Source organism: Aeromonas sp. 600886, from assembly GCF_049174935.1.
Taxonomy (GTDB): Bacteria; Pseudomonadota; Gammaproteobacteria; order Enterobacterales; family Aeromonadaceae; genus Aeromonas; species Aeromonas veronii_A.
This window is the reverse complement of sequence record NZ_JAAKUB010000037.1, coordinates 21,864-28,370: the sequence shown is the minus strand read 5'-3', so window position 1 is coordinate 28,370 and position 6,507 is coordinate 21,864. Positions and strand designations below refer to the sequence as shown.

The 6,507-nt window shown below is 56.5% G+C and carries 7 protein-coding genes; 2 read left to right on the top strand and 5 right to left on the bottom strand.

The window, feature by feature from the left end; genetic code table 11:
• Nucleotides 1-134: 134 nt before the first annotated feature.
• On the bottom strand, nucleotides 135-1,043 hold the full coding sequence (locus G5179_RS20060) for a pseudouridine-5'-phosphate glycosidase (RefSeq protein ID WP_421258985.1): 909 nt from the start codon (nucleotides 1,041-1,043) through the stop codon (nucleotides 135-137).
• Nucleotides 1,037-2,128, bottom strand: coding sequence for a PfkB family carbohydrate kinase (locus tag G5179_RS20055; RefSeq protein WP_421203524.1), 1,092 nt, complete (start codon nucleotides 2,126-2,128; stop codon nucleotides 1,037-1,039). Before G5179_RS20055 ends, G5179_RS20060 begins: the two co-directional genes overlap by 7 nt.
• 204 nt (nucleotides 2,129-2,332) lie before the next feature.
• Here G5179_RS20055 and G5179_RS20050 point away from each other — a divergent pair, with 204 nt between their 5' ends.
• A complete protein-coding gene (locus G5179_RS20050) occupies nucleotides 2,333-2,785 on the top strand; it encodes an RNA methyltransferase (protein ID WP_100653003.1) in 453 nt (150 codons plus the stop codon).
• A gap of 18 nt (nucleotides 2,786-2,803) precedes the next feature.
• Here G5179_RS20050 and G5179_RS20045 read toward each other — a convergent pair whose 3' ends face one another.
• Nucleotides 2,804-3,553, bottom strand: coding sequence for a substrate-binding periplasmic protein (locus G5179_RS20045; protein WP_421203526.1), 750 nt, complete (start codon nucleotides 3,551-3,553; stop codon nucleotides 2,804-2,806).
• A 193-nt stretch (nucleotides 3,554-3,746) separates the two neighbouring features.
• Between G5179_RS20045 and G5179_RS20040 the strand changes: the two genes are divergently transcribed.
• The gene (locus G5179_RS20040) at nucleotides 3,747-4,178 is read left to right on the top strand and encodes a universal stress protein (RefSeq protein ID WP_216952973.1); all 432 of its coding nucleotides are present in this window, start codon (nucleotides 3,747-3,749) and stop codon (nucleotides 4,176-4,178) included.
• 73 nt (nucleotides 4,179-4,251) lie between these two features.
• On the opposite strand, the gene G5179_RS20035 is transcribed toward G5179_RS20040, so the two are convergent.
• Nucleotides 4,252-4,881, bottom strand: a complete 630-nt coding sequence (locus G5179_RS20035) for a murein L,D-transpeptidase catalytic domain family protein (protein WP_216952974.1) — start codon at nucleotides 4,879-4,881, stop codon at nucleotides 4,252-4,254.
• 176 nt (nucleotides 4,882-5,057) lie between these two features.
• The gene (locus tag G5179_RS20030; RefSeq protein ID WP_216952975.1) at nucleotides 5,058-6,164 is read right to left on the bottom strand and encodes a porin; all 1,107 of its coding nucleotides are present in this window, start codon (nucleotides 6,162-6,164) and stop codon (nucleotides 5,058-5,060) included.
• Between the last annotated feature and the right edge of the window lie 343 nt (nucleotides 6,165-6,507).

Genomic DNA, 6,507 nt, shown 5'->3' with positions numbered 1-6,507 from the left:
TGTCCGTTTCACACCTTGTCCCATCGGGTTCTCCATTTATTGGGGGGAAAGGTGTAAACCATATTCAGGACGGGACAAAAACAACAAAGAGGGCCGCGAGGCCCTCTTTTACATGGCGAGGTATCGGTGTGCAATTAAAGCGCGGCGGCGATGCGGGCGCCAAGCGCCGCGTTGTTCAGTACCAGCTGAATGTTGGCCGTCAGTGAGTTGCCGCCGGTCAGCTCGCAGACGCGGGCCAGCAGGAAGGGGGTTGACGCCTTGCCCTTGATCCCCTGCTCATCCGCTTCACGCAGTGCTTGGGCAATGGCTGCGTCGATATCAGCTTTCGGCATGGCGTGTGCGGTCGGGATGGGGTTGGCCACCACGGCGCCGCCCGCCAGTCCCAGCTCCCACTTGAGGCGCAGCGCCTCGGCGATGGCCGCCGGGGTATCGAGGCGATAATCGACCTTGAAGCCGCTCTCGCGGGTGTAGAAGGCGGGCAGCCCCTCGGTTTGATAGCCGATCACCGGCACGCCCTGAGTCTCCAGATACTCCAGGGTCAGGCCGATATCGAGGATCGACTTGGCACCGGCACAAACTACGGCCACCGGCGTTTGTGCCAGCTCCTGCAGATCGGCTGAGATATCGAAGGTCTCCTGCGCGCCGCGATGTACCCCGCCGATACCACCGGTGGCAAAGACCCGGATCCCCGCCATGGCGGCGATGATCATGGTGGAGGCGACCGTGGTAGCCCCCATCCCCTTGCGTGCCAGCACAAATGGAATATCGCGGCGGCTGCACTTGGTCACGCTGTGGCCTGCCCGGCCGAGCGCTTCCAGCGCACCGGCATCCAGACCCACCTTGAGGCGGCCGTCGAGAATAGCGATGGTCGCCGGAATGGCGCCGTTATCGCGCACCACCTGCTCCACCTGACGGGCCGTCTCCACGTTCTGCGGATAGGGCATGCCATGGGAGATGATGGTGGATTCGAGGGCGACCACCGGTTTGCCGACAGCCAGCGCGGCAGCGACTTCCGGTTGGATATCGAGGTAAGCGTTCAGCATGAGTACTCCTCCAGTATGCGGTCAACGGCGGTCTTGCTCAGACCGGAAAAAACGGTATCGGAACAATTGACGGTGAGGGCGGCACAGCCCAGGGCAAAGCGGGTGGTCTGGGCAATGTCGAGCTGTTGCAGCCAGGCGTGGGAGAGGCCAGCCATAAAGGCATCCCCGCCGCCGGTGACGTTGAGTACCGGACTGCCCAGCACCGGCAGGTGGCCCTGCTGCTCGCCATCGCTGTAGAAGATCCCCTGTTCACCCAGACTGAGGAACAGCCGCTTGACCCCGGCGCGGTGGAACCAGGCGGCCACCATGGGCCAGGTTTCGGGCCCGGCGATGGTCATGCCGCACAGCTGCTCGGCTTCGCTGCGATTGGGTTTGAGGGTGTGGATCTTGCCGAGCCAGGGGCGGATCTTCTCCACCTTGGCCACCGAAACGGTATCGACAAAGATGGCGTGATCACCTTGCCGTTCAAACAGCCAGTCGAGGGTGTGGATGGCCAGATTGGTATCGAGCACCCAGAGCCGGGCACCGCCGAGAAAGCCACCGAGTGGGGTCAGGCGGGCAGGAGTGAGCTGCTCTATGATGGCCATGTCGTTGATGGCGCAGCTCATTTCGCCGCTGCCATCATGCAGGCTGAGATAACAGGAGGTGGTGTGGCCATCGAGCACCAGAGTCTGGCGCACATCGACGCCGGCCCGCTGGCTTACCTCCAGCAGATGATGACCATACTGGTCGTTGCCGACTGCAGTCAGCAGCCGGGTATCACTGCCGAGCCGCGCCAGATTCTCGGCGATATTGCGGCCGACACCACCGGCCGAGGTGCGCACCTTGCCCGGGTTGGAGTCGCCGAGCAGCAGGTTGTCGTGGCTGGTGCCGCAAATATCCATATTGGCACCGCCGATCACCACTACGTAGGGGCCCTCTCGCAGTACATAACCTCTGCCTTGCACATATCCCTGCCGGATCAGGCTTGAGATGTGGCTGGCCAGCGCGGAGCGGCTGATGCCAAGGCGATCGGCCAGCTCCTGCTGGGCAATCATGGGATCCTGACGCAGCAGGGCGAGGATCTCTTGTTCACGCTCAGTCATAGACAAACATCCATTTACAAACGTTTGTCCATTATTGCTGGGAAACGTTTGTTGGCTATCTACTTGTACAAAATTTGTCGGCTTGCGCACAAAAAATCGACATTCAAAGCTGGGTTGGCAAGCGGTTTAGCCGGGGAGGGGACTTTTAACGGGTCGGTGGCCTTGCAACGGCTTATAATGGCCGCCGCAAGATGAGGAGAGATGATGGAAAAGAGTGCATTCTGCTGCGTGGGGCTGGTCAATCCCAAGTCTCCGGAAAATGTCGGCTCTGTGATGCGGGCTGCGGGTTGTTACGGGGTGGACGAGGTCTACTACACCGGCAACCGTTTCGAGCTGGCGCGCCGCTTTGCCACTGATACCAAGCAGATGGTGGAGAAGATCCCGCTGCTCGGGGTGGATGATCTGATGGCGTTTATCCCGCAGGGATGCGTGCCCGTGGTGGTCGATCTGATCGACGGCGCTACGCCACTCCCAGACTATGTTCATCCGGAGCGTGCCTTCTATATCTTCGGACCGGAGGATGGCACGCTCGATCCTGCCCTCTATGGCGCGGTGAAAGATGTGGTTTATGTGCCGACTCAAGGCTGCATGAATCTGGCTGCCTCGGTCAATGTGATCCTCTATGACCGCTTGGCCAAGGGAATGAGGGGAGAGTAATTAGCGCAACGTTATCATTCAGTCTGCAGGGCTGGCAGCCACTTTCTGTTCCAGTTCTTCGATAAAACCCTGATAGTAGTCATAGAGCTGATAGTGCTTATAGATCTCTGCCAGACCCCCGCTGCGGATCAACTCAACCATTCCCTTATCCCAGAGCTGTAACATCCGGTTGCCTTGCTGGGTAGCGGCAAAAATGGGATAGGTCGGGATCCAGCGCAGGAAGACGCGATGCAGCTCGGGAGGGATAGCCTCATCCACATAGAGCACGCCGGCAGTGAGGTAATAGCGATATCGCTCTTTACCAAGCAGTTGCAGAGCCAGCTCATCGCTGTCAATTTCATGCCACTGCATGGTGACCGCAATGTACTTGTCGAATGCCCATCCCCGCCGCCATATCACGGTTTGCCCTTCCAGACTTTTCTCCCCTTGCCACTGGGGTTGCCATTTCTTGAGCATGAACACGGTCAGGTCATCCGCTGATGCCGGATAGCGAGATTGCTGGACGCCGGAGACTTCATCGCGATATACCCCCATGGCGATATCTCCCCCTTTTTTTGCAATGACAGCGAGAGCGCGCTTATAGGGCACAATATGGGGGGTTACCTGATAGCCGTGAGGCTGGTAGATGGCTCGCACCAGATCCAGATAGAGGCCTTTGCCATCCTTTTGACAAAAACCGGGCCAATCATCGCAATAAACGTCAATAGACTCTGCCCGGCAATTCGCCGCAGTGAACAGACAATAGAGCAACAGACAGATGCGTAGCATGGTCAGAGCTGGCCTCGTTGGGGCAGAGGGAAAAACACTGATACCCTACTTTATACCATGGCATTGATGGCGACGGCGTACAGAAAAAATCCCTGATGTTCATTTTGCGACAGGGTCGAGAGTTATTTTCAATCTGATGGTTATGATGATCTCAAGATTCAATAGTACCCCAATCAGTAGAGGAGACTGCATTATGCCATCGATCAAAACTCTGCTTTGTCCTGTCGATTTTTCCCAAATGTCCCGTGCGGTACTCGACTATGCCGTCTTCATGGCGCAGAGCCATGAGGCCCAGCTCAAGCTGATCCATGTCGTAGACCAACTGCACGGCTTTGACAGTTACAAAATTCTTCATATGACAGCCGTTGAGATCACTCACGAAATGGAGCGTCAGGCCAGAGCCCAACTCAAAGAGCTGATTGCAACCCTGCCTATCCCGGCAACGTTTGATATTCGCTTTGGCAGGGCGGCGGATGAAATCATTATCCAGGCCAAGGAAGACGAGGTTGAACTGATCGTTATGGGGAGTCATGGCCGCTCCGGCATCAGCCATCTGCTGGTAGGCAGCGTTGCCGAATCCGTGGTGCGTCATGCTCCGTGCCCGGTCCTGGTGGTGCGCCAATAACTCGTCCCGTTTAGTGTGAGAGCGTGACAAACAAGGCCAGCGATTGCTGGCCTTGTATTTTATGGTGTCGTTGCTAGCCGTGGGCGTAGATGACACTGCCCCCTTTTATGGTATCTATGATGGCCCTGGCTTGTTCCTTTGGCAGGGCGGGGCAGCCCCAGCTGCGGCCCAGTTTGTCATATTTGCGGAGATGGTTTGGGCTGGCATAGGCGGCGCCATGCACCACGATGGCACGTTTGCGGGCATTGCAGTTTTTGCCGGGGCTGAGCCCATCCAGCCGCAGGGAGTAGCCATGCTTGCCCAAGTAGGTTTCTGCGGTACGATAGACACCGAGGGAGCTTTGTCGGGAGTTGAGCTGGTTGGAAAAGCGCTCTGCGGCCAGTTCACCAGAGTTGCGGCCATGACTGACCCAGGTGTGATAAAGCAGTTTGTGACGTTTCATGTCGATGACGAACAGCCTGCGCTGAGTCGAAGGCTTGCTGTAATCAATGATGGTCAGGATGGATTTTTGCTTGCTGCGTACGCTTTGATAGCTGACAAGGGCTTTTTGAAAGGTTTGTCTGTCGAGTTTGCCGGCCAGCCCAAGCTGCTGATAGAGGTTGCGCTCACTACTGGCGGCGCTATTCCCGCTCCAGCCGATGCTCACCAGCAACAGTAACACTGGCCACAGTGGCCCCCACCGTTTTCCGAGTAACTCTGTCATCCCTGCTCCCCTCTTTGCGCATCCTTGCTTGTCCAACGGGCTGAAATTACAGCTATCCGCTCGATAGTTATATGCAAGGTGCTGAAAACGCGCAATAAAAAACCGGCCGCAGAGCGGCCGGAAGAAATTCAAACAGTAGACATTGGTTTCACAGGGTATAACCGACAGTCAACCTTTTAGAAGTTGTACTGCAGGGCGACAGCAACAACGTCGTCGGTGTTCTTGCCCAGAGAGTTGGTGGACTTGCCATCAACAGAGTCAAGCAGGTTCAGCTTGTAGTCAACGTAGGCGTTGAAGTTCTCGGTAAAGTTGTACCAGGCACCGATGGATACGTACTCGGTGTAGGTGTCGTCAATGCCGTGGGCAGTATCTTTGACGTCAGTGCGCAGGTAAGCCAGAGAAGGCTTGAACTTGCCGATGGTGTACTGGGCAACGGCTTCGTAACCATCCATCTTCTCGGCGTAGCCGTTGTTGACGAACAGGTGGTTCTCACCGTGGGAATAGGTTGCCGCCAGATAGAGGTCGCCTGCAGCATATTTGGCACCGAAGCCCATCAGCTTGGCATCTTTCTCGCCGCCGAAGGCTGCGTAGCGGGCCTGTTCGGCAGTTTTGCCAGCCTGGTTGTATGCAGCGCCCAGGCTCAGACCCATATCGAAGTCATAGTTGGCAGAGAAGGCAAAGCCCTCTTTGGAACCAGTGCTGTTCCAGCTCTCACCGTTGTAGAGGTTACCGTTGAAGGACTCGGCAATGGCGCTGCGGCCAGCATTTTGCGGGTTATTGTTACCAGTGAACTGGGCACCCAGAGTCAGACCTTCGTAGTTGAAGATGTACTGAGCCAGACCGTTGGTACGGCCGGTACCGAATACTTCGGTATCTTTGCCCAGGCCATCACCACCCCATTCGGGCAGTACGTCGGTATAGTTGTTTACGGCCTTGGTGAACAGACCATCCTGACGGCCATAACTGAAGGCACCGAAGCGATCGTGCTGGATGCCGGCATAGGCGTAACGCAGTTCATCGTTGTCAGAACCGGAGGTCGGCAGGTTGTATTCGGCAAAGCCGAATGCCTTCATCTCGGGAGCGATCTTGGTCTCGCCAGCAACGTGCAGACGGAAGTAGCTCTGATCTCCTTCGGCGCTGTTGTTGTCAGTGCCGTAGTAGGCACCCTGGGCACGGCCACCGATATCCAGCTTGGTGTCGTTCTGGTTGTAAACGGTAGCAGCGTGGGCGCCACTGGCCAGCAGCAAGCTGGAGATGGCCATAGTCAGTGCAGACTTTTTCATATCCTTATTTCCTCTGATGTAAACACTTCCGAACCTGTGGTCGGTTCTATGGAAATCGGAAAGGGTCCGATAGCCACACGGTAGGCGCTTGAACCTTGACTGGGCCTGAATCTGTCGTCGTTTAATTTGGTGCTGAAGGGCGCTGTTGATACTGGATATGACGTTTTTTGACAGGTTAAAAAGAGATTAAATTCAATGAATTATTCTCTATTGGCTGTTTTGACATTAAAACTGGCCTGACCAATAAGGTCGATGACTCAAGTTGTGAGGCGTATCACGAAGGGGGAGAAGAGTGGCGGGAGGAAAATGGGACAGGAGCACTTGCCGTGCTCCTGTCTGGCGG